Origin of the sequence: Streptomyces graminofaciens, assembly GCF_030294945.1 — a bacterium.
Lineage (GTDB): Bacteria > Actinomycetota > Actinomycetes > Streptomycetales > Streptomycetaceae > Streptomyces > Streptomyces graminofaciens.
The window spans coordinates 8944442-8966663 of sequence record NZ_AP018448.1; the positions used below are offsets into that span (position 1 = coordinate 8944442).

General features: G+C 71.5%; 18 protein-coding genes and 2 pseudogenes. 8 read left to right on the plus strand and 12 right to left on the minus strand.

The window, feature by feature from the left end:
* Positions 1–43: 43 nt before the first annotated feature.
* Both SGFS_RS39320 and SGFS_RS39325 read right to left on the minus strand, forming a co-directional pair.
* A pseudogene (locus tag SGFS_RS39320) lies at positions 44–232 on the minus strand (GNAT family N-acetyltransferase); the annotation flags it as partial.
* Between the two features lies 1 nt (position 233).
* A complete protein-coding gene (locus SGFS_RS39325) occupies positions 234–1175 on the minus strand; it encodes a LysR family transcriptional regulator (protein ID WP_286256999.1) in 942 nt (313 codons plus the stop codon).
* A gap of 107 nt (positions 1176–1282) precedes the next feature.
* Here SGFS_RS39325 and SGFS_RS39330 point away from each other — a divergent pair, with 107 nt between their 5' ends.
* Positions 1283–2482: a cysteine desulfurase-like protein gene (locus SGFS_RS39330; RefSeq protein WP_286257000.1), complete on the plus strand. Its 1200-nt coding sequence runs from the start codon at positions 1283–1285 to the stop codon at positions 2480–2482.
* A 33-nt stretch (positions 2483–2515) separates the two neighbouring features.
* On the opposite strand, the gene SGFS_RS39335 is transcribed toward SGFS_RS39330, so the two are convergent.
* Positions 2516–2953: a MarR family winged helix-turn-helix transcriptional regulator gene (locus SGFS_RS39335; RefSeq protein WP_286257001.1), complete on the minus strand. Its 438-nt coding sequence runs from the start codon at positions 2951–2953 to the stop codon at positions 2516–2518.
* A gap of 103 nt (positions 2954–3056) precedes the next feature.
* On the opposite strand from SGFS_RS39335, the gene SGFS_RS39340 reads away from it, so the two are divergent.
* Complete coding sequence (locus SGFS_RS39340; protein WP_286257002.1) at positions 3057–4055, plus strand: NADP-dependent oxidoreductase; 999 nt, start codon at positions 3057–3059, stop codon at positions 4053–4055.
* Between the two features lie 77 nt (positions 4056–4132).
* Here SGFS_RS39340 and SGFS_RS39345 read toward each other — a convergent pair whose 3' ends face one another.
* Positions 4133–5320 (minus strand): serine hydrolase domain-containing protein, encoded by a 1188-nt coding sequence (locus SGFS_RS39345; RefSeq protein WP_286257004.1) that lies wholly within the window; start codon positions 5318–5320, stop codon positions 4133–4135.
* Positions 5321–5355: 35 nt separating this feature from the next.
* Entirely contained in the window at positions 5356–7908 is a 2553-nt protein-coding gene (locus SGFS_RS39350; RefSeq protein WP_286257005.1) for a M14 family zinc carboxypeptidase, read from the minus strand.
* Between the two features lie 267 nt (positions 7909–8175).
* Between SGFS_RS39350 and SGFS_RS39355 the strand changes: the two genes are divergently transcribed.
* Both SGFS_RS39355 and SGFS_RS39360 read left to right on the plus strand, forming a co-directional pair.
* The gene (locus tag SGFS_RS39355) at positions 8176–8994 is read left to right on the plus strand and encodes an EI24 domain-containing protein (protein ID WP_286257006.1); all 819 of its coding nucleotides are present in this window, start codon (positions 8176–8178) and stop codon (positions 8992–8994) included.
* A 13-nt stretch (positions 8995–9007) separates the two neighbouring features.
* Positions 9008–9124: pseudogene (locus SGFS_RS39360) on the plus strand (LysE family translocator); the annotation flags it as partial.
* A gap of 205 nt (positions 9125–9329) precedes the next feature.
* On the opposite strand, the gene SGFS_RS39365 reads toward SGFS_RS39360, so the two are convergent.
* On the minus strand, positions 9330–10538 hold the full coding sequence (locus SGFS_RS39365) for a pyroglutamyl-peptidase I (protein WP_434028128.1): 1209 nt from the start codon (positions 10536–10538) through the stop codon (positions 9330–9332).
* Between the two features lie 259 nt (positions 10539–10797).
* Here SGFS_RS39365 and SGFS_RS39370 point away from each other — a divergent pair, with 259 nt between their 5' ends.
* Together SGFS_RS39370 and SGFS_RS39375 are read left to right on the plus strand one after the other, a co-directional pair.
* Positions 10798–11349: a hypothetical protein gene (locus SGFS_RS39370; protein ID WP_286257009.1), complete on the plus strand. Its 552-nt coding sequence runs from the start codon at positions 10798–10800 to the stop codon at positions 11347–11349.
* Entirely contained in the window at positions 11342–13465 is a 2124-nt protein-coding gene (locus tag SGFS_RS39375; RefSeq protein WP_286257011.1) for a M48 family metalloprotease, read from the plus strand. The genes SGFS_RS39370 and SGFS_RS39375 overlap by 8 nt, the downstream gene beginning before the upstream one ends.
* A gap of 18 nt (positions 13466–13483) precedes the next feature.
* On the opposite strand, the gene SGFS_RS39380 is transcribed toward SGFS_RS39375, so the two are convergent.
* Positions 13484–14071 (minus strand): TetR/AcrR family transcriptional regulator, encoded by a 588-nt coding sequence (locus SGFS_RS39380; RefSeq protein WP_286257013.1) that lies wholly within the window; start codon positions 14069–14071, stop codon positions 13484–13486.
* Positions 14072–14184: 113 nt separating this feature from the next.
* On the opposite strand from SGFS_RS39380, the gene SGFS_RS39385 reads away from it, so the two are divergent.
* Positions 14185–16641: a beta-glucosidase family protein gene (locus tag SGFS_RS39385; RefSeq protein WP_286257014.1), complete on the plus strand. Its 2457-nt coding sequence runs from the start codon at positions 14185–14187 to the stop codon at positions 16639–16641.
* A gap of 90 nt (positions 16642–16731) precedes the next feature.
* Here the strand turns inward: SGFS_RS39385 and SGFS_RS39390 are convergent, their stop codons facing one another.
* Entirely contained in the window at positions 16732–17703 is a 972-nt protein-coding gene (locus SGFS_RS39390; protein WP_286257016.1) for an aldose epimerase family protein, read from the minus strand.
* A gap of 33 nt (positions 17704–17736) precedes the next feature.
* Positions 17737–18636, minus strand: a complete 900-nt coding sequence (locus tag SGFS_RS39395) for an SGNH/GDSL hydrolase family protein (RefSeq protein WP_286257017.1) — start codon at positions 18634–18636, stop codon at positions 17737–17739.
* A 300-nt stretch (positions 18637–18936) separates the two neighbouring features.
* On the opposite strand from SGFS_RS39395, the gene SGFS_RS39400 reads away from it, so the two are divergent.
* A complete protein-coding gene (locus SGFS_RS39400; protein ID WP_033527269.1) occupies positions 18937–19431 on the plus strand; it encodes a DUF3145 domain-containing protein in 495 nt (164 codons plus the stop codon).
* A 68-nt stretch (positions 19432–19499) separates the two neighbouring features.
* On the opposite strand, the gene SGFS_RS39405 is transcribed toward SGFS_RS39400, so the two are convergent.
* The 3 genes from SGFS_RS39405 to SGFS_RS39415 all read right to left on the minus strand — a co-directional run bounded on the left by SGFS_RS39405 (position 19500) and on the right by SGFS_RS39415 (position 22209).
* On the minus strand, positions 19500–20771 hold the full coding sequence (locus SGFS_RS39405; RefSeq protein ID WP_286257019.1) for a beta-ketoacyl-[acyl-carrier-protein] synthase family protein: 1272 nt from the start codon (positions 20769–20771) through the stop codon (positions 19500–19502).
* Between the two features lie 76 nt (positions 20772–20847).
* Entirely contained in the window at positions 20848–21096 is a 249-nt protein-coding gene (locus SGFS_RS39410) for an acyl carrier protein (RefSeq protein WP_286257020.1), read from the minus strand.
* 81 nt (positions 21097–21177) lie between these two features.
* A complete protein-coding gene (locus SGFS_RS39415) occupies positions 21178–22209 on the minus strand; it encodes a ketoacyl-ACP synthase III (RefSeq protein WP_286257021.1) in 1032 nt (343 codons plus the stop codon).
* Positions 22210–22222 lie beyond the last annotated feature (13 nt).

Genomic DNA, 22222 nt, shown 5'->3' on the forward strand with positions numbered 1-22222 from the left:
CTTCACAGGCGCGCCGGGGCACGGGCAACCGGAATTTCCCCGCTCCCGTCGCACGACGCGTACCGATCGAGCCGTGCGTGGTGGTGTCGATGAAGCCGAACCTCTCGTGGAGGAAGCGGGCGGGGCCGTCCGCGATCAGTGAGACGTAGGCGGTGGCGGGCGCCCGGCGTTCCAGTTCCTCGGTCGGGCTGCGCTGGGCTGCGCCATGCCGCTCACCGCCCGCGCCCACGTGATCACCGGCCTTTGAACCCCCTGACGACCACGCTCTCCACGGCACCGGCCAGGAGCGCGACCAACTCATCGATGATCGGGGGGCGGGCGCCGCGTCTGCTGACGGCGAGGATCTCCCGTTGGAGAGGCGCCGCCCCGGGCGGCAGGCTCACCCTCTCGACTCCGGTGTCGTGCCCTGCGCCGAGGAGGGTGGCCGGGATCAGGCCCACCGCGAGGCCGGCTCGGATCATGGCGAGCATGCTGTGCAGGTCCTCGGTCTCCAGGGTCACCCGGGGCGCGATCCCGAGTTCTCCGGCCCAGCGGAGCAGCAGACGCCGGTCGGGGTTGTGCGCGTGGCCCGAGACCCACTCCCGTTCCAGGCACTCGGCCAGCTCCACCGGGCGTCGGCGGCCCGGCTCGGCACCCGTGACCAGGACCAGCGGTTCGCGCCCCAGGACGGTGATCGTCAACGCCTCGGAGGGGGCCGGCGGGTCCTCGGGCAGATAGCGGTAGGCGACGAGCAGGTCCAGGTCCCCCGACCGCACCCTCGGCACGCCCTCGTCCGTCTCCACGACGACGAGACGGACACGGGGTCCCGGGCGGCGATCCCTGAGCGTGGCGAGGACCTCCGGGAGCAGGTAGGTCATCGCGCTGGGGTAGATCCCGACGCGCAGTTCGGCGATCTCGCGTTTCGCGATGCCGATCGCGGTGTCCTGGAACCGCGCGGTCGCGTCGAAGAGCGTCTCGGTCGCCCGGGCGAGGGAGCGGCCGGCGGCGGTGAGGATCAGCCGGCTGCCGGGGCGGCGGACGAGCAGTTCGATGCCCAGGTCGCGTTCCAGCGCGGCGATGTGCTGGGACACCGCCGACGGCACATAGCCCAGTGCCGTCGCGGCCTCGGCCATCGAACCCTGGCGCACCACGGCCAGGAAGGTGGCCAGCAGCTTCAGATCCGGCTGGGACTTCACAGTTCATGAACTTTCTCTTCGGAATCCATCGCTTTACGTGTCGCGAGGACGACGCCAGAGTAAGGGGACCCGATGCCGAGAACTCCGCCCGACAGAAAGCCGAGACCATGGCCCTCGACCTCACCGCCCTGCGGGCCCACTTCCCCTCCCTCGCCACCGGCCTCGCCTTCTTCGACGGACCGGGCGGCACGCAGACCCCCCGCCCCGTCGCCGACGCCATCGCCGCGACGCTGACCGGCCCCCTGTCCAACCGGGGAACCGTCAGCCCGTCCGAGCGCAACGCCGAGCGCGCCGTCGCGGACTTCCGCGCCGCCTACGCCGACCTGCTCCACATGCCCGCGAACGGCATCGTCCACGGCCGCAGTGCCACCCAGCTCACGTACGACTTCTCGCGTCACCTGGCCAAGGGCTGGAACGCGGGCGACGAGATCGTTCTCAGCCGTCTGGACCACGACGCCAACGTCCGCCCCTGGATCCAGGCGGCCGAGCGCGCCGGAGTGACGGTCCGCTGGATCGAGATCGACGCCGACACCACGGAGCTGGACCTCGACTCGTACGAGCGGGCCCTCTCACCGCGCACCCGGCTGGTGGCGGTCACGGCGGCCTCGAACGTGCTGGGCACCAAGCCGCCCGTTCGCCGGATCGCCGACCGCGCCCACGAAGTCGGCGCCCTGGTGTACGTGGACGGCGTCCACTACGCCGCGCACCACCTCGTGGACGTACCCGCCCTCGGAGCCGACCTGTTCGTCTGCTCGCCGTACAAGTTCCTCGGACCACATTGCGGGGTGCTCGCGGCAGCCCCCGAGTACCTCGCGACCCTGCGCCCGGACAAGCTCCTGCCGTCCCCCGACACCGTGCCCGAACGCTTCGAGTTCGGCACCCTTCCCTACGAGATCCTGGCGGGCGCCACCGCCGCCGTGGACTTCCTGGCGGCGATGGACCCGGGTACGGGCACCTCGCGCAGGGAGCGGCTGACGTGGTCGCTGCGCTCTCTGCATGAGCACGAGCAGTCGTTGCGGACGAGGCTGCGGGAGGGCCTGCGGGCGTTCGGCGACGCGGTCACCCTGCACTCGAACGCCCCCGACCGCACCCCGACCCTCCTGATGACCCTCGAGGGTCGCGACGCACGTGAGGCCCAGACACACCTGGCCGCGCGCGACGTGCTGGCACCCGCCGGGTCGTTCTACGCGTATGAGCCGTTCACGGCGCTGAAGCTTCAGGACCCCGCGCTGCGGGTGGGCCTGGCCCCGTACAACACCGCCGACGAAGTGGACCGGCTCCTCGACGGTCTCGCCGCCTTCCTCTGACCCATGCCCCCGGCCGCCTACCGCGCGGCGCGGCTACGCCGCCAGCATCCGCAACAAAAGATCCCGCAGCGACTCCCGCTCCGCCACCGAAAGCCCCGCGAGCGGCTCCCGGGCGAAGTGCAACGACTCGCGCAGGCTCCGCGCCACCCGTCGTCCCTCCTGTGTGACCGCCGCCAGCTTCACTCGGCGGTCGTTCGCGTCGGGGCGGCGTTCCACCAGGCCCCGGGCCTCCAGTCGGTCCACGATGCCCGTCACGTTCGACGGCTCGCACTTCAGGCGCTGCGCGATCCGCCGCATCGGCAGCGGCTCCAGCGAGAGCAGGCTGAGCAGCCGCGCCTGGGCGCCGGTCAGGGCGTGCCCGGTGGCGGCGTCCTCGTACTCGTCGTGGTAGCGGGCCACGACCGTGCCGATGAGGTCGACGACCTCGAGGGTGAGCGGGTCGATACGCGCTGTCGTCTTCTGCGTGGCCATGGTCACCAGGCTACCCCGATACTTGACAACATGAAATATTCAGGAGCATTGTTGTTTCAGTTCCTGAAGTAAATATTGAAGTGCATCCGAAAGGTTCTTCGTCATGATCAATCGCGAATGGCACCTGCTCAGCCGTCCCGTCGGCTGGCCGAAGCCCGAGGACTTCGCCCTGGTCGAGGCGGAGATCCGGCAGCCCGGCACGGGCGAGGTCCTCGTACGGAACAAGTTCCTCTCCGTCGACCCGTACATGCGCGGCCGCATGAGCGCCGCCAAGTCGTACGTCGCCCCGTTCGAGCTGGGCAAGGCCATGCAGGGCGGTGCGGTCGGCGAGGTCGTCGCCTCCGGCGCCGAGGGCATCGCCGTCGGTGACCACGTCCTGCACTTCGGCGGCTGGCGCGAGTACGCCACCTTCGACGCCAAGCAGGCCGTCAAGGTCGACCCTGACGCCGCGCCCCTGTCCACCTACCTCGGCGTCCTCGGCATGACCGGCCTCACCGCCTACGCCGGCCTGCTGCGCACCGCCTCCTTCAAGGAGGGCGACTCCGTCTTCGTCTCCGGCGCCGCCGGTGCCGTCGGCAGCCAGGTCGGCCAGATCGCCAAGCTCAAGGGCGCCTCCCGGGTCATCGGCTCCGCCGGCTCCGACGAGAAGGTCAAGCTGCTGGTCGAGGAGTACGGCTTCGACGCGGCCTTCAACTACAAGAACGGCCCGGTCGCCGAGCAGCTGCGCGAGGCCGCGCCCGACGGGGTCGACGTCTACTTCGACAACGTGGGCGGCGACCACCTGGAGGCCGCCATCGGCCAGCTCAACGTCCATGGCCGGATCGCCATCTGCGGCATGATCTCCGTCTACAACAACACCGAGCCCGCCCCCGGCCCGAAGAACCTCGCCCGGCTCATCCAGACCCGCGGCCGTATCGAGGGCCTCCTCGTCGGCGACCACTACGACCTGCAGCCGCAGTTCGTCCAGGAGGTCGGTGCCTGGGTCCGCTCCGGCGAGCTCAAGTACCGCGAGACGGTCGTCGAGGGCATCGAGAACAACCTGGAGGCCTTCCTCGGCGTCCTGCGCGGCGACAACACGGGCAAGATGATCGTCAAGCTGTGACCTGAGGGTCCGCCGCCCCGCGCCCCTTCAGGGGCGCGGGGAACCGCGCGAACGGGGCCCCGGGACTTCGGCGTCGCTCAACCGCCCCGTCGGACCGTCGGCGCAGCGCGGTGCACCGCCCGCACCAACCCCACGTTCTCCGGCGCCGCCCCACCCGGAAACGCCATCCGCCGCCGCGTGTACGCGTACGCCAGACCACTGCGCGCATCCGCGAACCCCTGGCTGCCACCCGCCCCGCTGTGTCCGAACGAACCGGCGCCGAGGAACGGGTACCAGTTCTCGGCGGTCGCCTGGAAGCCCAGCCCGTACGCCTTGTGGGCACCGGCCACCAGATCGCGGCCGACCGAGTGGATCTGCCCCACCTCGCCGATCGTGTCCGGCTTCAGCAGCGCCGGCCGCCCGTCCACCGGGCCGATGGCCGCCGCGTACATCCCGGCGAGCCCGCGCGCAGAGCCGACACCGCCCGCCGAGGACTGCCCGTTCGCGCGCACGGCACGGGAGTTGGGGAAGTCCGTCAGACCTCCCGGATCCGGTACGTGCTCGTTGAACGCGATCGCCGCGAGCGTGTGCGGACCGGTCGGCGAGGCGTCCATCGCGGCCTGCTGCTCGGCCGTCGGGATCATCGGCAGCACGGTACGGAAGCGGGGCTCCAACTCCTCCGGCAACCCCAGGAACAGATCCAGCCCGTACGGGGCGCGGACCCGCTCCTCGTACACCTCCTGGAGCGTACGACCCGTCACCCGGCGTACGACCTCGCCGGTCAGCGCCCCGATGACGAGCGCGTGGTAGCCGAAGGCCGTGCCCGGGCGCCAGAACGGCCGCTGGCCGGCGAGGCGTTCGGCGATCCGCCGGTCGTCCGCCATCTCCTCCGGTGTGAACCCGGCGTCGAGACCGACGAGGCCGGCCCGATGGGCCAGCACGTCCCTGAGGGTGATCGCCCCCTTGCCCTCGGCGGCGAACTCCGGCCAGTAGACGGCCACTTGGCGGTCCAGCTCCAGCACCCCGTCCTGGACGAGGAGCGCGACCACGAGATGGGCGGCCCCCTTGGTGGAGGAGAACAGGCCGTACAGCGCGTCCCCGCCCGCCTCGGCGTCCGGCCCGGCCCACAGGTCGACCACCCGCCGCCCGTGCACATACGCGGTCAACTGCCCCTCGTAGTCGGCCCGTTCACCGGTCACGAAGGCCGCGAACTCCTCGCGTACGGCCTCGAAGCCGTCGGCGACCGTGCCGTGCACGAGGGCGGTCTCCCGGCTCTCCTGCGTCATACGTGCTCCCGTTCCCCAGTAGGTGGACCCGCCCATCAGAACACCGACAGCAACGCCCGCCCCATCTGCGGGAATTCCCCCTTCGGGTGGTCCCGGAAGAGCGGTTCCGTGCCGAACAGGACCGTGTGCGGGCCGCTGACGACGGACGCCTGCCCCGCCGCCGCTGCCGGTCCGCCGGTGCCGTCGGCCAGCGGCCGCCAGTGCCCGGAGACCAGCGGATTCCCGGTGGCGTACGACTGCTCGACGGTGACCTCGGGGCCGAGGCCGGTGAACCAGACGGGGGCGTAGACGAAGCTGTGGCCGGGCGCCCCGCCCGTGACCGCGCCGCCCGAGTTCACCACGCGCACCACGCCGTTGGCGTCCCCGTTGCCCTCCACGGCCGTCGCCTTCAACAGACCGGCGGCCGTGCTCAGCGCCGCACCGGCGGACCCCCGGCCGACGAACCCGTGCCCCCCGGCGAGGAAGCCGTCGAGCGCGGTCCGGGCGGAGGCGTTCAGCCCGCCGTACGACAGCCCCGACGACACGAACAGCACATCCGTCTTCGCCCAGTCGAACCCGGCGTTGAGGACGGCCGTCGACACCGGCACGACGTCGAAGTTCATCTCCCGCAACGCGAACAGCTCACCGGCGGTCACGGCCGCGGCGACCCGCACGCGGTGCAGAGGCGTACCCCGTGTTGTCCTCGTCGCGTCGAAGGCCACGTCGTACGACGTGGCGAGCGACTTCGCCCTCCGGCGAGCCGAGCCCGGTACGAGCGCGCTGCCGTCGGCGGCCTGCCGTACCGAAACCCCGTCCTTGAGAAGGGAGTTGAGGGCCGCGATCTCCTGCGGGCTGTCGAGCCGCAGCCGCAGCTCGCCGCGCGGTGCCACGTAGCCGACGCGGGCGGCGGCAGTCACGGGCCGGGTGTGAACGGCCGACAGCCGCCCGCCCACGACCCTCTCCACACTCGCGCCCCACAACCGCCCGAGGCTCCAGCCGGAGATGTCGTACATCACCGAGACCTTGTCGCTGATGTCCCGCCCGTCGGCCAGCAGCACATTGGCCAGCCCGCGCTTGGGCTGCCGCATGTCGACGACGTACGACCCCTTCGCGTACGACCGCCCGCCGAGCCGGAAGCCCTGGGTCGCGCGGGTGACGCGTACGTCGTTGGCGAGCAGATGGTCGACGAGGCGCGCGGCGGCGGTCGCGGAGCGCTGGGCGGTGCCCGCCGGGATGACGTACGCGCGCGGGAACTCGGTCGTGTAGACGTCCTCCGGGCCGATTCCCGGGACACCCGGGACGGTCTCCTCGGACACCGGCACCTGGGCGGCACCGGTGGCGCCCCGCCGGAAGACCTCGATCTGGTCGGCGACGAGGGAGCTGCGGTGGGCCCGGACGAAGTCGAGGGTCGCGCGCATGGCAGCGCCGGCGACGTCGACGTTGATGGCCGAGCGGCGGCGCAGCTCGGTCACCGGCAGCTGGTCGTACTCCTCGTTGTTGACCGCGAGCGGGATCTCCACGGTGTGCGCGGCGACCGTGCCGTGGAAGGCCGCGTACTGCGGGGTGAAGACCGGCGGCCAGTCGTCCCAGCCCTCTTCGGAGTCGCGGAAGGGGATCTGCGCCGGGTCGACGCCGTCCTTCTCGGGCGTGTAGCCGAGGCCGTTGACGGCGGACTCCATACCGAGGGCGTTGGCGTAGGTGTTCTTGAGGAAGAGGTCGTACTCGTAGTTCTCGCCGTGCGGGGGAGTGGTCGGCTCGATGAGCGTGCCGTTGACGTATCCGTGCAGGTCGAGCATGACGGCGGGCTGCTTGTCGATCTCGATCTGCCGCATCGCGCGCGCCTCCGGCTGGGAGGCCGTGACGAAGTCGCGGTTGAGGTCGAAACCGTTGGCGTTGGCTCGGGTCCCGGCGATACGGCCGTCCGGGTTGGCGGTGATGTTGAAGTAGAGCCGGGAGTGGGCGAGGAGGCTCGTGGTCCTCTTGTCGTCGGCGGTGGCGAGCGACTCGATGAGGCCGAGGGCCGCGTCCGTGCCCTCCCACTCGTTGCCGTGGATGTTGTTGTTGAAGAAGACGGGCGTCTTGTAGGTCTTCCTCACCGCCGGGTCCTTGGCGGCCGACTTCGGAGCACTCTCGATGAGTTCGCGCATACGGTTCTGGGCGCGAGCCTGGCGTGCGCTCTCCGGGGCGGTGACGGTGACGAGGTAGAGGCGGTGCCCACCGGCCGACCGCCCCGCGACCTCGACGCTCACCCGGTCGCCGAGCCGCTGGAGTTCGTTCAGCTTCGGGGCGATGGCGTGGTACGGCGTGAGGCCCAGCTTGATGGACTTGTCGGCGGGGTTCACGGGGTCGGGGGAGAGGACCTGCTCGCGGGGGTAGCCGCGGGTGTCCGACAACTCCGTGACCGGGGCGGTGAGGGCGCGCTCGGCGGCGCTCGCGGGGGCCTTGGCGGCGCCCTGGGGGAGAGAGGAGCCCTCACGGACGGGCGGCTTGGGGTCGGCGCCGACGGGTTGCGGGGTGAGTACGAGCGCACCGGTCGTGACGGCGATGGTGACAAAGCTGAGCAGAGCGGATCTCGAAGCGTCTCTCGGGCCGGATCTCGGCGGGCGCACGCTACCTCCTGGTGGGGGGATTTCTGGGACGGCCGGTGCGGGTGGCGACCACGGTGCGGGTGATGACCATGGTGCTGCTGGTCTACCTGTTCGACTCCCGTACAACAAGAGGGCGTTGGAGTGGCTGGTCCGGTTGGCCGACCGTGCCCCTGAAAGGGGCGCGGGGCACTGCGCGAGCGACCACGACGGACCCGCACCCACCGACGCACCCCGCCCACCCGATCTCCCCCGTGCCCCAGACCTCACCCCCTGGGTAAAGTTCGCCCCATGCGCGATCTAGGGGTGGGTTTCAGGTACCTCGTGCGAGGCCAGCGCTGGGTGGCCCGGCACGGCAAGCAGTACGGCTTCGGGCTGATCCCCGGCCTGATCACACTCGTGCTGTACCTCGGCGCGCTGACCGCCCTCGCCCTCTGGGGGCCGGACTTCGTCGCCTGGGCCACCCCGTTCGCCGACGGGTGGTCCAGCCCCTGGCTGGGCCTCTTCCGCGGCCTCCTCACCGCCGTCCTCTTCGCCCTCGCCCTCCTCCTCGCGGTCGTCACCTTCACCGCCGTCACCCTCCTCATAGGCCAGCCCTTCTACGAGAACCTCTCCGAGAAGGTCGACCGGGACGTCTCGCCCGACGGCAGCGCCCCGGAGTCGGGCCTGCCGCTCTGGCGGGAGCTGGTGATCTCGGCCCGGGACAGCCTCCGTATCGTCATGCGGGCCGCCCTGTGGGGCGTACTGCTCTTCGGCCTCGGCTTCGTCCCGTTCATCGGGCAGACCGTCGTCCCGGTCATCGGTTTCGTCGTCACCGGGTTCTTCCTCACCGAGGAGCTGACCGCCGTCGCCCTGCAGCGCCGCCGCGTCGAACTCCGCGACCGGCTCGCCCTGCTGCGCTCCCGCAAGACGCTGGTCTGGGGCTTCGGAACGCCGCTCGGCCTGGCCTTCCTGGTGCCGTTCGTCGCGGTCTTCCTGATGCCCGGCGCGGTCGCTGGCGCCACCCTCATGGCCCGCGACCTCCTAGGCGAGGAGACGGCCGACGAGGACGACGAAGCCCGCCCTCCCGTCCCCGGCGACATGTTCCGCAAGCCGGAGGTCGGCGCTTGAACGAGTCCTCGCCGTGGCGGCGATCACCGTCCTGGCCGTCATAGCCCCCGGCGCCGGCTTCGCCACGGTCATCCGCGACAGCTGTCTCCACGGCCGGACGACCGGGATCCTCGCCGCCACCGGAGTTGCTGACACCGCATCTAGGGCGTGTTTCGAAAGTCCCGTCTGCCCCGCGACGCCTGGCACGGCACCTCGCCGCGTTGTCGGGGTCGTCCGCGTACACCCAGTACGCGGACGACCCTCCGCCTTGCGACGCACCGCACCGGACGCCGCGGGCCCCGCCCTCCGGGCGGACGACGCTACTTTCGAAACACGCCCTAGTGGCCCAGATCGCACTAGGAAATCGAGCTGGTGATCGCCACGGCCACGATCGCCCGCACCTGCGCCACGATGTCCAGCCGGTTCCGTACGAACTCGGGGTCCGTCACCGCCCCGGTCGCCGGATCGGTGTTGCCCGTCCCGAACTGCAGCACGGGCGTGTGCACATGCCCGCCCGGCAGTACGTCGTGCAGCCCCAGGCGGTCGCGCAGCAGCGTGGCACGGTAGGCGATCTCGTTGGAGAGGTAGTTCCCGCCGCCCCCGGCACGGGCCGTCGATCCGGCGGTCGGCCCCTCGGGCCGTACGACCGCCTCCGTACCGCCCGCCGGTATCTCCGTCACGCTCGTGTTGTCGTACACCGGGAAGCGCCCGGTGCTCGCGCCGACGATCGCCTCGTACGGCAGGGTCGTGGACGTCCACTGGGGCTGGGTGGCGGGGTCGGTGACCGGGACGGTCTCGGTCCGCCCGATGGTGTCGTTGTCGGGGAAGCCGCCGCGCCAGGCGCCGTTCGTCCGCTCGATGTCGAAGCGGCCGACCCGCCCCTGGCTCACGGTGGTGAACAGATCGACCTCCTTCAGATACGGCCGCAGCGTCCGCTCCACCACCCCGTCCGCGAAGTCCTGCCAGCGGACCGGGAAGACGGCGGTCTCGATCCGCGCCGGGCCGTCCTCGGTCTCGATCACCGTGCCGTCCAGCGCGAGCGCGGTCGCCCCGGACGGGTTGGAGATCCGCACGTCCCGGTCCAGCGTGAACGGGTCGAAGCCGGTGACGAGGATCCGCTTGATCCCCTTGCCGCGCGGGAACCGGATGTCCTCCTGCCCGCGCGACGCCCGCTCCAGCGCGCCGATCAGCCGGGCCCGTTGGGCGTCACCCAGCCCGAACTCCGGCTCCCAGCCCCGCACTTCCCGCGTCATCCCCAGCCGCGCCCAGTACAGCGGCCGGTCGTCGTCCCTGCTGAGGTCACCACCGGCCGGCCCCCGCCCCTGCGCCCGGGCGACGGCCCGCTGCCACAGCGCGGATCCCTGCCGTACGACAACGCGCTGTGCCTGCGCGTACGAGTGGGCCGAGCCGAGCGCCCGGGCGAACTCCTCGGCCGCCGTGTCGAATCCGGACCGGCGCAGGATCTCCTGGGGGACGGCACGGTCGAGCCGTTGCTCCTCGACCGTGAGGGGTGTCGGCGCGGCCGTGGCGGGTGAGGCGAGTCCGCCGCTCGCCAATAGCGCCACCAGCCCGAGCACTCCTGGCCTGCTGAGCCGAACGCAAAGGGAAATCAAGGGAGTTCGTGCCTTCCGTCGCTGTGGGGTGTCGCCGGACGGCCGCAGTATCGCGTGCCGGGCGGGACGCACGCCACAGGTGGGGCGGGGAGCGGTTTCGCCCACGCGTGCGACGGGGTATGTGGGGGAGGCGCTGTTCGATGGCGTATGCATCGAACGCATCGACTCCTGTTCCATCACGGGTAGTTGACCACCACGGGGGAGGTCAGCAGTGCGAGACGCGTACGACGGACAAGCCGTGGACCGGCTGGCACGGGCCGTGCTGGCGGGCCGGGAGCTCAACGAGGACGCCGGGCTCGACGCCCGCGCGGAACTGGCCCAGTTCGACGTGGTCGCCCGGGCCTTCCACCGCACGCCCCGGCGCGGCCGACGGGCGCGGCGCCGCCAGGAACCGCTGGCGTTCGGCGTCGAGGGGATCACCGCGGCGGTCACCGCGCTGGTCCTGGCGGTCGCCGTGGACGTACTGAGCCAGCTGGCCCGGGACCGCACCCGCCGCACGATGCCCCGCGTCACCGCCTGGTTCCGCCGCGTGGTGCTGCGCCGCCCTGTGCCGTTGCCCCCACCGGACTCGGACCCGGACGCGGAACCCACTACGGGACCGATGGTCGAGCTGACCCCGGAACAGATGCGGACCATCCACCGCGTGGCCCGTCGGCACGCCCGCCGGATGCGCGTCCCGGCCGCCACGGCGGAGGCGATCGCGAACGGCATCGTCGCAGAACTCGCGATGTCGAACGGCTCGGGCGAACCCAGCCGTGACTAGCCCCCCACCCACGGAAGTCCGCCAACGCGACCCGTTCGCCGTCCCCTCCGGCACGACCCTGCGCTTCGGCCTGCTGGTGCTCAGCGCCACCGTGGTGGTGATGACGAGCGCGGCGCAGCAGATCGGACCCCGGCTGACCGGTGACGCGACCCGGCGTGCCCTCGTCGCGTACCGGGCCTGCTGGGAGCGGGAGAACCGGGAGATGGGCGGTCTCCCGACGAACGACACGCGGTCGACCGTCGAGGTGTGCGGCGCCGACCCCCGTGTGATCGGCCTCTGGGTGCCCGTCACCGCGATCCTCGTCTTCTGGCTGCTGGTGTTCGCCGTCTACTGGCTCCTGCCGGCCTGGCGGCTCCGCCGCCGCAGGTACGTCCCCCTTGGCCCCGAACTCCCCGACGCCGTACGGGCGTTGGAGGCGCTGCGGGACAGGGCGGGCGCCGAGCCCGTCTCCTGGTACGCGCAGCCCCTGGACCCCCGGGTCTCGGCGCTGGCGTTCGGCCGGTGGCGACGCCGGTACATCGTGCTCAGCGGCGGCCTGCTCGCGCTGCGCACCACCCGGCCGGCCACCTTCGAGGCCGTGGTCCTGCACGAACTCGCCCATGTGCGCAACCGGGACGTCGACATCAGCTATCTGACCATCGCCGCGGGCCGGGTCGCCCTGCCCGTCCTGCTGCTGACTCTGCCCGGCGGCATCGGCTGGCCGTTGGTGCAGCACGAGGGCACGGGCGGCCTGGTGTCGGGCGCCGCCAGTTCGCTCCAGACCCTGAGCCTGCTTGTCGTCGTACCGCTGGCCCGCCGGTCGGTGCTGCGCAGCCGCGAGTTCTACGCCGACGCCCGCGCCCGGCAGTGGACGACCGCGCCGGACGCCCTGCGCTCGCTCTTCGACGCGGGGGACACCGGGCGCCGTCGCCTGACGGGCACGCTCCTGCGGGTGCACCCTTCTGCCCGGCAGCGGCAGGCCGTGCTCGACGACCCTGCGCCCCTGTTCCGCAGCGGCTTCTGGGAACTGTTCGCCGTCGGCTGTGTGCTCGGCGCGCTCCGCTCCGACATCGACGGCACGTTCGTCCTCAACTCCGCGCTCGGGGAGTGGGCCGACGCCGTCAAGGACCACGCGGCGGCCGCCGTCGTCGGGGTGCTGTGCGCGGCGGTCGTGGGCTTCCTCGCGCTGCGCGCCAACGAGGGGTTCGCCGGGGCGACCAGGTCCGTGCTGCGGGCGCCCGCCTGGGGCCTCGGCTGTGGCCTGGCCCTGGGTGGCGGCGTCCTCGACGGCACCACGGCCTGGGCGCTGGCCACCACGGGCCGGCACGGTGTCGCGTTCCTGCCGTGGACGGTGCTGCTCGCCCTGACGGCGTTCGTCGCGGCGCGCTGGATGTCCGCCACGGTCCGTATCTGGCAGCGGGGTTGGCCGCACCGGCGGCACCCGGTCCTGACACTGTGCGCGCTCGCCGCCGCCCTGGGCCTCCTCTTCGGCAGCGCCCTGTTCTGGCTGATGAAGCTGATGGTCGCCGAGGCCCTGATGGCGAGCATCATCGGCCGGAACACACCGGAGATCGTCTCCTTCGCCCTCGGGACCGTGACCGACGCGGCGGCCCGCTCGCCGTACCTGGTCTGCGCGGCGACCCTGGCGGCCCTGCTCCCACTGCTGGGTCAGGCGAGCTCCTCGTACCCCGGTGCCCGCTTCGAACTGCGCCGCACGGTGGGGCGGGGCATGCTGTGGGGGCTGTGCCTCGTGGCCGGGGTGATCCTGCTCGAATTCGCCGGGATCACCGGCGTGGGGCTGCTCGTCGTGGCGGTCGCGCAGCTCGTCCTCGCCATCAAAAACGGCCGTCGTCCGCGCGGCTGCGGCCTGGCCTTCGCCCATGCGGTCCTGGCGACTGCCGTCGCCGGTGTCCTGGCCATCGCGGGCGCCGACACGATGGTGTCGCTGCTGAACTGCTGGGCGGGGGACCGGTGCGCCGCGCCCAGCGTGACCTACATGGCCCTCGGCATCGGCCTGAGCACCCTCTTCGCGCTGTCCGTCGCGGCCTGCGTCCCCTCGACCCGCAAGGGACGAGCCCCACGCCGGGTCATGTGGCGGCCCCCGGCGGGCCCGTACTGGTACGGGCCGCCACGCTAGCCATGCGCAGCCGGCACGTCACCCCTCACCCAGCAACACCAGAAAGTCCCGGAACGCCCCCGGCATGTCGACGCCCTCGGGATCCAGCAGCCACTGGTACTGCAAACCGTCCATCACGGCCACCAGCAACGGCGCGGCCTGCTCCGGCGACAGCCCGCTCGGCAACCGCTCCCCGTACTCGGCCCGCAGCACCTCCGCCATCACCCCCCGCACCCGCCCGTACCGCTCGGTGAAGAACTCCCGCGCCGGGTGCCCCTCCGTCACGCTCTCCCCGAGCAGTGCGGAGAACGTCTGTACGATCCCGGGCCGCATGGCGTTGTACTCCACGAGGGATCCCAGCAGATCGAGCCGCCACGGGGTGTCGGGCACGGCGTCCCACTGGTCCCGCTCCTTGAGCACGGCGACGAGCAGCGCGTCCTTGGTCGGGAAGTAGTGCAACAGGCCCTGCTGGGTGAGCCCCACCCGCTCGGCGACCGCGGCCATGCTCGCACCCCGGTAACCGCGCTCGGCGATCACCTCCAGCGCCGCCCGCACGATCTCGGCGCGCCGCTCCTCACCTCTGACGCCCCTGACCCTGGTCCCGCTCATGGCGTCACCGTACGGCATACGACCCCACCGACACCCTCGTAATATAACGGCAAGATCACAAAACCTACCGCTCTACAGGTAATGCGTGCACGATGGAGGGGAGAAGACGGACTCGACGAGGAGGCACCGCGATGGCGGAAACCCGGTCCACCCGGAGCGCGACGACGGCCGACGAGGCCCGCGAGGCCGTCGTGGAGGCGGCGCTCGGCAAGCTCGACCTCGACGCCAAGGCCCGCCTGCTCGCCGGCCAGGACATGTGGACCCTGCCCGCGCTGCCCGAGATCGGCCTGCGGTCCCTCGTCATGTCGGACGGCCCGATCGGCGTACGAGGAGTGCGCTGGACCGCCGACGACCCCTCCGTCGCACTGCCCTCCCCGACCGCCCTGGCCGCCACCTGGGACCCCGAACTCGCCCGTAGAGCAGGCGTGTTGCTCGCCCAGGAGGCCCGCCGCAAGGGCGTCCACGTCCTCCTCGCCCCCACCGTCAACCTGCACCGCTCACCGCTCGGCGGCCGCCACTTCGAGGCGTACAGCGAGGACCCGTACCTCACCGGCGAGATCGGCTCGGGTTACGTCACCGGCGTCCAGTCCGGCGGCGTCGGCACCACGGTCAAGCACTTCGTCGCCAACGACGCCGAGACCGACCGCTTCACCGTCAACAACCTGGTCTCCGAACGCGCCCTGCGCGAGCTGTACCTCGCCCCCTTCGAGGCGATCGTCGCGAACGCCCACCCTTGGGGCATCATGACCGCCTACAACACGGTCAACGGCACGACCATGACCGAGCACCACTACCTCGTCAACGATGTCCTGCGCGGCGAATGGGGCTTCGACGGCTTCAACGTCTCCGACTGGATGGCCGCCCGCTCCACCACCGGCGCCCTCACCGGCGGCCTCGACGTCGCCATGCCCGGCCCGGTCACCGTCTACGGCGAGGCCCTCGCCGCCGCCGTACGCGCGGGCGAGGCCGACGAGTCCAAGGTCGACGAGGCGGTACGCCGGGTCCTGCGCCTGGCCGCCCGCGTGGGCATCCTGGAAGGCGCCGACCCGGTCGTCCCCGAGCCGCCCGCGCCGGTCGACGGCGAGGCCCTGGCCCGCGAGATCGCCCGCCGCGCCTTCGTCCTCGTACGCAACGAGGCCGGCGCCCTGCCCCTGCGGCCCGGTACCGAGGTGGCGCTGCTCGGAGCCGCCGCCCGCGACGCCCGCGTCCTCGGCGGCGGCTCCGCCACCGTCTTCCCCGCCCGGACGGTCTCCCCCCTCGACGGCCTCACGGCAGCCCTCCCCGACGGCACCCTCACCTACGCCCTCGGCGCGGACCCGAACGAGGAACTGGCGGTGGCAGACAAGGGATTCACCCTCCGAGCCGTCTGCCGAGACGCGACCGGCACGGTCATCGGCATCGGCTCCGCCCCCAACGGCCAGATCCAGTGGATGGGTTCGGACCTCCCCGACGGCGTCACCCACGACGTCCTGCACACCGTCGAACTGACCGGCACCTTCACCCCGCGTACCACCGGCACCCACACCTTCGGCATCAAGGGCCTCGGCGCCTTCAAGCTCACCGTCGACGGCACCACCCACTTCGACGCCGCCCAGACCACCGACAAGGACGACCCCTTCGAGGCGTTCTTCGGCGCCCCGGTCCCGCGAGCCCAGGCCGAACTGACGGAGGGCGAGCCGGTGGAGGTCTCCCTCACCCATGTGGTCGCCCTCCCCGCCGACATCCCCTTCAAGGTCATCGGCTTCTCCCTCTGCCACCAGGAACCCCAGCGCGACGCCGACGAGTTGATCGCCGAGGCGGTGGAGGCGGCCCGGGCGGCGGACACGGCCGTCGTGGTGGTCGCCACGACGGACCGCGTGGAGTCCGAGGGCTTCGACCGCACGACCACGCGACTCCCGGGCCGCCAGGACGACCTGGTCCGCGCCGTGGCCGCCGCCAATCCCCACACCGTCGTGGTCGTGAACTCCGGCTCCCCGGTGGAACTCCCCTGGCGCGACGAGGTCGCCGCGATCCTTCTCACCTGGTTCCCCGGTCAGGAGGGCGGCGCGGCCCTCGCCGACGTCCTCACCGGCACCCATGAGCCCGGCGGCCGCCTCCCCACCACCTGGGGCCCGCTCCAGGAAGCCCCGGTCACCCAGGTGACCCCCGCCAACGGCGAACTCACCTACGACGAGGGCGTGTTCATCGGCTACAGCGCCTGGGAGAAGACGTCCACACCCCCGTCGTACCCCTTCGGCCACGGCCTCGGCTACACGGACTGGACGTACGAGTCCCTGGAGATCACGGCCGGCACGACGGCGAAGATCCGCGTCCGCAACACGGGTGAGCGGGCGGGACGGGAGGTCGTCCAGGTCTATCTCGCCCCGACGACCCCGGACACGGACCGCCCGGCTCGCCGACTGGCGGGCTTCGCGCTGGTGGAGGCGGGTCCGGGGGAGGCGACGGAGGCCGTCGTCGAACTGCCCCGCCGAGCCTTCGAGACCTGGGACGAGAAGACCGACTCCTGGACGTACAGGAGGGGTTCGTACGAGGTGGAGGCGGGCCGTTCCATCACGGACCGCCGCGTCACGGCAACCATTCAGGCGTAGGGCGCGGCCGGATCTTCCAGGGGCGCGGGGCCGTATAGATGTGCGGCTCCGCCGCCTGGGCGTGACCAGCCCCCACCCACCCGCAGCCGACTACGAACGCGCCCCGAACCCATAAACCGTCTCCGACCGGTAAACGCCCCCCGGCCGCAGCTCCGTACTCGGGAACCGCGGCTGATTCGGCGAGTCAGGAAAGTGCTGCGTCTCCAGCGCGACCCCACCCCCGGGCCCGAACGGCTCCCCCAGATGATCCGCCGTGTACAGCTGGAGACCCGGCTCGGTGGTCGCCACCGTCAGCACCCGCCCGGACGCCGGGTCGTACAGCTCGGCGACCTCGACGGGCGCCGGCGTGATCCCCTTGTCGAGCACGAAGTTGTGGTCGTAGCCCGCGCCGGTCCCGCGTGCCTGCCGGAAGTCGAAGCGGGTGTCCGTCACGTCCTCCACCCCGGTCGGGATCAGGTCCGCGTCGACCGGCGTGAACCGTGAGGCGGCGATCCGCAGTTCGTGCCCGCCGGCGTTCCCGGAGCCGGCCAGGTTGAAATAGCTGTGGTTCGTCAGGTTCACGATGGTCGGCGCGTCCGTGACCGCCTCGTACGCGATCCGCAGCGCGCCCGACCCGTCCAGGGTGTAGGTCGCCGAGATCTCCAGGCGCCCCGGGAAGCCCTCCTCGCCGTGCGGGGAGACCCGGCTCAGCCGCACCCCGTGCTCGACCGGCTCCACGTCCCACACCCGCTTGTCGAAGCCGTTCTCTCCGCCGTGCAGGGAGTTGGGCGCGTTGTTGGACGCGAGCACGTACGTCCGCCCGTCCAACTCGAAGCGACCGCCCGCGATCCGGTTGGCGTACCGGCCGATCAGGGCACCGAAGTACGGGCCCGGATGCTCCAGATACCCGTCCAGATCCGCGAAGCCCAGCACCACGTCCGCCGACCGCCCCTCCCGGTCCGGGACCTCGACCGACTGCACGATCCCGCCGTACGACAGAACCCCCACCCGCACGCCCGCGCGCTCCAGCGTCCAGCGGTGCACGGGGGTGCCGTCGGAAAGTGTGCCGAAAAGTTCACTCATGAGCGAAACCCTAGGCCACGGAAGAACCCCAGGTCACGCCCCCTTCCTGCTGATGATCCGGTAGGCGATCTCGGCCAGCCGCGCCTGCCCGTCCTTGCTCGGATGGAACCAGTCCCACTGGCTGAGCTGCGTCTCGCCGAAGTGGTAGTCGAAGACCGCGTCCCCGTCGTACCGGCAGTGGCGGTCCTTCTCGCACACCTTCTCCAGCACGTCGTTGTACGCCTCCACCCGGTCCTGCACGGCGTCGCGCCGCTCGGCGGCCGCCTTGGTGAGGACGTCCGGGTCGGCCAGCATCGACGGGCAGATGCCCAGCTTCCAGACCTGCTTGCCGAGCGGGTTCGTACGGCCCTCGGACCACAGCCGCTTCAGGTCCGGCACGCTCGCCACGAACACCTGTGCCTTCGGCAGGGTGTCCCGCAGGGCCGCCAGCGCGTCCTCGAAGTCGGCGCGGAAGTCGGCGACCGGGGTCATGTCGGCGGCGGTGGCACGGCACGCGTCGTTCGCGCCGATCATGACCGTGACCAACTCCGGCGCGCGCGCCGCCGCCCGGGCCATCTGGCTCGGCAGGTCGGCCATCCGGGCCCCGGTCACCGCGTAGTTCCAGCTCCGCTCGGCGGCCCCGGCCGCTCCCAGCAGCCGTACGGCGAGACTGTCGACCGAGGTGTCGCTGCCGGTCGCCCACGAGACCTCCGGGCAGTCGGACAGCACCTTGCAGGCGTCGAAGCCGCGCGTGATGGAGTCCCCGACGGCGGCCAGCGACGCGGGCGTGCTGTCCCAGGCCGGGGCCGGCTTCGCGGAGGGCTCGGCCTTCGCCTCGGTGGCCTCGGGGCCGGCGGAGTTGCCACCCGCGGTGTCGCAGCCGGCCACGGCCAGCACGGAGGCCGCGGCCACGGCTGAGCACACCGCCCTCGTACGGTGGCGTCGCTTCCGCATCCCCTGGTCCCCTCGTCGGTCATACACATGCACGTTCCCACCCAGGACAACGCGCGAGAGTTCCCGACACGAGGGCCGTGGGGGCAGGTGTGGTGAGCAAAGGAGAGGGTCGATGTGACCGGAGGTGCAACCGTTCCGTCCGCACAGGCGTCCCCTCGGGTGAAACCCGAGTTCTTCCTGGCACTGGCTCCGACGGTACGTCACACTCCTTGCCCCGCCGCACGGTAGCCTCGCCACGTGGCCGCTGGCGCCACTGCCGTTCCGCCAAGTTACAAGATGTCCCGCTCTGTGGAGGCCCCGGTGACGACACGTGGAGTTCTGTACGTGCACTCCGCGCCGCGTGCGCTGTGCCCGCACGTCGAGTGGGCCGTCGCGGGTGTCCTCGGGACGCGAGTGAACCTCGACTGGATCCGCCAGCCGGCCGCCCCCGGCACCTGGCGCTCCGAGTTCTCCTGGCAGGGCCAGGCAGGCACCGCCTCCAAGCTCGCCTCGGCGCTGCGCGGCTGGCACCTCCTCCGCTTCGAGGTCACCGCCGAGCCCTGCGCCACCGCCGAGGGCGAGCGCTACAGCTGCACCCCCGAGCTCGGCATCTTCCACGCGGTCACAGGCATCCACGGCGACATCCTCATCCCCGAGGACCGCCTCCGCGCCGCCCTGACCCGCTCCCAGCGCGGCGAGACCGACCTGGAAGCCGAGATCGCCAAACTCCTCGGCAAGCCCTGGGACGACGAGTTGGAGCCGTTCAGATACGCGGGGGAGGGCGCCCCGGTGCGTTGGCTGCACCAAGTGGTGTGATGACTGCCCAAGCCGACTGAAGGGCCCCCACCGGACGGTGGGGGCCCTTCGACTTCGTACGACGGAAATCAGACCGTCCGGAATGCCAGCACCACGTTGTGCCCACCGAACCCGAACGAGTCGTTCAGCGCGGCGATCCGCCCCTCGACAGGCAGCTTCCGCGCCTCACCGCGCACGATGTCCGCGTTCGCCTCGGCCTCGGGGTCGAGGTTGTCGACGTTGATCGTCGGCGGAGCCAGCCGGTGGTACAGCGCGAGCACCGTCGCCACGGTCTCCACCCCACCGGCACCACCGAGCAGATGCCCGGTCATGGACTTCGTCGCGGACACCGCGAAGTGGTCGGTCTCGTCACCGAACACCTTCCGCAGCGCCTTCAGCTCGGCGATGTCACCGGCCGGCGTCGAGGTCCCGTGCGCGTTGACGTGCACGATCTCCGCCGGGTCCAGGTCGGTGCGCTCCAGCAGGTGCTCCAGGGCGGCGGCGATGCCCCGCCCCTCCGGCTCGGGCTGCACGATGTCGTGGCCGTCGGCGGAGATGCCCTGGCCCACAGCCTCCGCGTAGACCCGCGCCCCGCGCGCAGCCGCGTGCTCGGCGGACTCCAGGACGACGACGCCCGCGCCCTCGCCGAGGACGAAGCCGTCGCGGCCGGTGTCGTACGGACGCGACGCGCCCTGCGGGTTCTCGTTGTTCTTGGACATCGCCATCATGTTGCCGAACGCGGCGATCGGCAGCGGGTGGATGGCGGCCTCGGTGCCACCGGCGATCACGACATCGGCGCGGCCGGTGCGGATCATCTCGATGGCGTAGCCGATGGCCTCGGCGCCCGACGCGCAGGCGGAGACCGGGGTGTGCACACCGGCGCGGGCGCCGACGTACAGACCGACGTTGGCCGACGGGCCGTTGGGCATCAGCATCGGCACGGTGTGCGGGGAGACGCGGCGTACGCCCTTCTCCTTCAGCACGTCGTACTGGTCGAGCAGGGTCGTCACACCGCCGATGCCGGAGGCGATGACCGCGCCGACCCGGTCCGGGTCGACGGTGCCGTCGTCGGCCGAGGTCTCGCTGTAGCCGGCGTCGGCCCAGGCCTCCTTGGCCGCGATCAGCGCGAACTGCGCCGAGCGGTCCAGCCGGCGGGCCTGCGGCCGCGGAATGACCTCGGTCGGTTCCACGGCGATCTGCGCGGCGATACGGACCGCCTGGTCGGCGGCCCACTCCTGCTCCAGGGGGCCGACACCGGATTTTCCGGCAATCAGGCCCTCCCAGGTGGAGGTCGCATCGCCACCCAGCGGTGTGGTTGCGCCGATACCGGTGACGACCACGGTGCGATTGGTCGAACTCACGGGAATTTTCTCCAACGGTTACGAGGATTCAGCGGCGCCACCGCCGGGTGGCGGGGCAAACGAACTGATCCGGGGATCAGCCCTGGTTCTTGAGGATGTAGTCGGTGGCGTCGCCGACCGTCTTGAGGTTCTTGACGTCGTCGTCCGGGATCTTGACGTCGAAGCGCTCTTCGGCGGCGACGACGACCTCGACCATGGACAGGGAGTCGACGTCCAGGTCGTCGGTGAAGGACTTGTCCAGCTGGACGTCCTCGACCGGGATGCCGGCGATCTCGTTCACGATGTCGGCGAGACCGGCGACGATCTCTTCCTGAGTGGCGGCCATGTCAGGCGCTCCTTCGTAGATGTTCCAGAGGGTTGGGCACGTGCTTTCCGCGCCGGACGCCGATGTCCGGCACGAAAGTGCCTAGGGGAGGGTAACGACCGTCGCGGCGTACACGAGACCCGCCCCGAAGCCGATGACGAGCGCGGTGTCGCCGCTCTTCGCCTCACCGGTCGCCAGGAGCCGCTCCATCGCGAGCGGGATCGAGGCGGCGGAGGTGTTGCCGGTGGTGCGGACGTCACGCGCGACCGTGACGTGCTCCGGCAGCTTGAGTGTCTTCACCATCGAGTCGATGATCCGCACATTGGCCTGGTGCGGGATGAAGACGTCCAGGTCGTCCGGGGTGATCCCGGCCGCTTCCAGCGCCTGCTGAGCGACCTTCGCCATCTCGAACACGGCCCAGCGGAACACCGCCTGGCCCTCCTGCGTGATCGCGGGGAACTTGATGTTGCCCTCGCTGTCCAGCGGAAGCGTGGAGACGTCACCGGCGGCGTACTCGTCCCACGGGACCGTCTGCTTGATCGTTTCGCTCTTGTCGCCCTCGGATCCCCACACCGTGGGGCCGATGTGCGGCTCCTGAGAGGGGCCGACGACGACCGCGCCGGCGCCGTCACCGAACAGGAAGGCCGTCGCCCGGTCCTCCAGGTCGGTCAGGTCGCTGAGCCGCTCGACGCCGATGACCAGGACGTACTCCGCCGAGCCCTCGACGACCATGCCCTTGGCGAGCGTCAGGCCGTAGCCGAAGCCCGCGCAGCCGGCCGAGATGTCGAACGCGGCGGCCTTCCGCGTACCCAGCTTGTCGGCGATCTCCGTCGCGACGGCCGGGGTCTGGCTGAAGTGCGAGACCGTCGAGACGATCACACCGCCGATCTGCTCGGCGGAGATGCCGGCGTCGGCGATCGCCTTGCCGGACGCCTCGATCGACATGGCGGCGACGGTCTCCTCGGGGGAGGCCCAGTGCCGGGTCTCGATGCCGGAGCGGGAGCGGATCCACTCGTCGGAGGAGTCGATCTTCTCCAGGATCACGTCGTTGGGGACCACCCGGGTCGGGCGGTACCCGCCGACGCCGAGGATGCGTGCGTACGGGGCGCCCTTGCTCGGCTTGATCTTCGACATTGCTCAGGTGCTC

What these genes read in the sequence shown, in the direction of transcription:
- SGFS_RS39330 (WP_286257000.1), top strand. Translation starts at nt 1,283, where the DNA reads ATGGCCCTCGACCTCACCGCCCTGCGGGCCCACTTCCCCTCCCTCGCC.
- SGFS_RS39335 (WP_286257001.1), bottom strand. Translation starts at nt 2,953, where the DNA reads ATGGCCACGCAGAAGACGACAGCGCGTATCGACCCGCTCACCCTCGAG.
- SGFS_RS39340 (WP_286257002.1), top strand. Translation starts at nt 3,057, where the DNA reads ATGATCAATCGCGAATGGCACCTGCTCAGCCGTCCCGTCGGCTGGCCG.
- SGFS_RS39345 (WP_286257004.1), bottom strand. Translation starts at nt 5,320, where the DNA reads ATGACGCAGGAGAGCCGGGAGACCGCCCTCGTGCACGGCACGGTCGCC.
- SGFS_RS39355 (WP_286257006.1), top strand. Translation starts at nt 8,176, where the DNA reads ATGCGCGATCTAGGGGTGGGTTTCAGGTACCTCGTGCGAGGCCAGCGC.
- SGFS_RS39380 (WP_286257013.1), bottom strand. Translation starts at nt 14,071, where the DNA reads ATGCCGTACGGTGACGCCATGAGCGGGACCAGGGTCAGGGGCGTCAGA.
- SGFS_RS39385 (WP_286257014.1), top strand. Translation starts at nt 14,185, where the DNA reads ATGGCGGAAACCCGGTCCACCCGGAGCGCGACGACGGCCGACGAGGCC.
- SGFS_RS39390 (WP_286257016.1), bottom strand. Translation starts at nt 17,703, where the DNA reads ATGAGTGAACTTTTCGGCACACTTTCCGACGGCACCCCCGTGCACCGC.
- SGFS_RS39395 (WP_286257017.1), bottom strand. Translation starts at nt 18,636, where the DNA reads ATGCGGAAGCGACGCCACCGTACGAGGGCGGTGTGCTCAGCCGTGGCC.
- SGFS_RS39410 (WP_286257020.1), bottom strand. Translation starts at nt 21,096, where the DNA reads ATGGCCGCCACTCAGGAAGAGATCGTCGCCGGTCTCGCCGACATCGTG.
- SGFS_RS39415 (WP_286257021.1), bottom strand. Translation starts at nt 22,209, where the DNA reads ATGTCGAAGATCAAGCCGAGCAAGGGCGCCCCGTACGCACGCATCCTC.